This window comes from Salinivibrio sp. MA427, assembly GCF_001996115.1.
Lineage (GTDB): Bacteria > Pseudomonadota > Gammaproteobacteria > Enterobacterales > Vibrionaceae > Salinivibrio > Salinivibrio costicola.
The window spans coordinates 1-1,082 of the sequence record NZ_MUFH01000499.1 but is presented as its reverse complement, the minus strand read 5'-3'; the positions used below and the strand labels follow the sequence as shown (position 1 = coordinate 1,082).

Annotated in this window: 1 protein-coding gene and 1 pseudogene; both read right to left on the bottom strand. The window is 49.4% G+C overall.

Annotated features, from left to right (window positions below):
• A pseudogene (locus BZG79_RS15900) lies at positions 1-190 on the bottom strand (chromosome partition protein MukF); the annotation flags it as partial.
• Positions 187-996: a tRNA uridine 5-oxyacetic acid(34) methyltransferase CmoM gene (cmoM, locus tag BZG79_RS15895; protein WP_077669653.1), complete on the bottom strand. Its 810-nt coding sequence runs from the start codon at positions 994-996 to the stop codon at positions 187-189. The gene cmoM and the pseudogene BZG79_RS15900, both read right to left, overlap by 4 nt.
• Positions 997-1,082: the final 86 nt, after the last annotated feature.

Sequence of the window (1,082 nt, the reverse complement as noted above, 5' to 3'; positions counted from 1 at the left end):
CGACTAATTCATGTTCGCTCAGTTCATCGTCTAAGCGCTCTTGGCTCATCACCGCCATTGCCAGCAAAAATGCCAAGCGCTCGGGCGGCAGCTGAAGTGCAAAGTTATTATGTTTAACCCAACTGACCAATTCCGGTACGGTCTGAGCGTCGCCTTCCCTATGCTGAGAAGACTGAGCCTGATCACTCATCGGTTGTCCTTGTTTTCATCTTGATGGCTGGAGGCATTATGTTGTCCCCATACATGAATATATCGCCCTAGAGACACAAACGGCTCTTGGCGGCAAAGTTGCTGCTCCAACGCCAGCACCTGCTCAAAGGTAAAATCACCAATATTGGTATCGCGCATGTAGTCATGAAACGTGCGCACCCCGGTTTTACCTTTGAGGCTAATGCCACTGTCTTGCATCCATTGATAGACACTGTCTGGCTGCAACCCTTTGGGCGGCTGCAGTTTAAACCGTTTACGGTGCGGCATTCCCTGTTCAACATGGGTCAAGTTGCCACAGACGAGGTTTTTAAACAGCAATCCGGTTTGGTTATAAAACATCACGGATGCAACGCCACCCGGCCGTAAATGGCTGAGCAAATCTTTTAGCACTTGCTCAGGAGCGGCGACCCACTCCAATACCGCGTGAAATAAAATCACATCCGGGGGTGACGCCAAATGCTCACCAATGGACTGCACCGAGGAGTGGACCAGCTGATACTGCGCAAGTAAGTCCTGTTGTTCAATCTCCTGACGCGCCAACTCGAGCATTTGTGAAGAAAGATCACACAAAGTGACCCTGTGACCTCGAGCGGCCAGCGGTTGTGAAATCGGTGCAACGCCGCCACCCGCATCCAAAATATGGAGTGGTTGATCCGGCGGAAAGCACTGCAACATCTGCTCGATGTCGTGCCAAATTACCGCTTGACGGATTTCGCCTTTGCCCGATCCATAAATGTTTTTAACAAATTTGTGGGCGATGTCGTCGAAATTTTTATCCTCAGTCACAATGGCATTCGTTATCATTGAGTGGTATGAAGGCTTATTCTGTCACAAGCCTTACGTTAATAAAGGTTTATGGCATTATTTGTGCC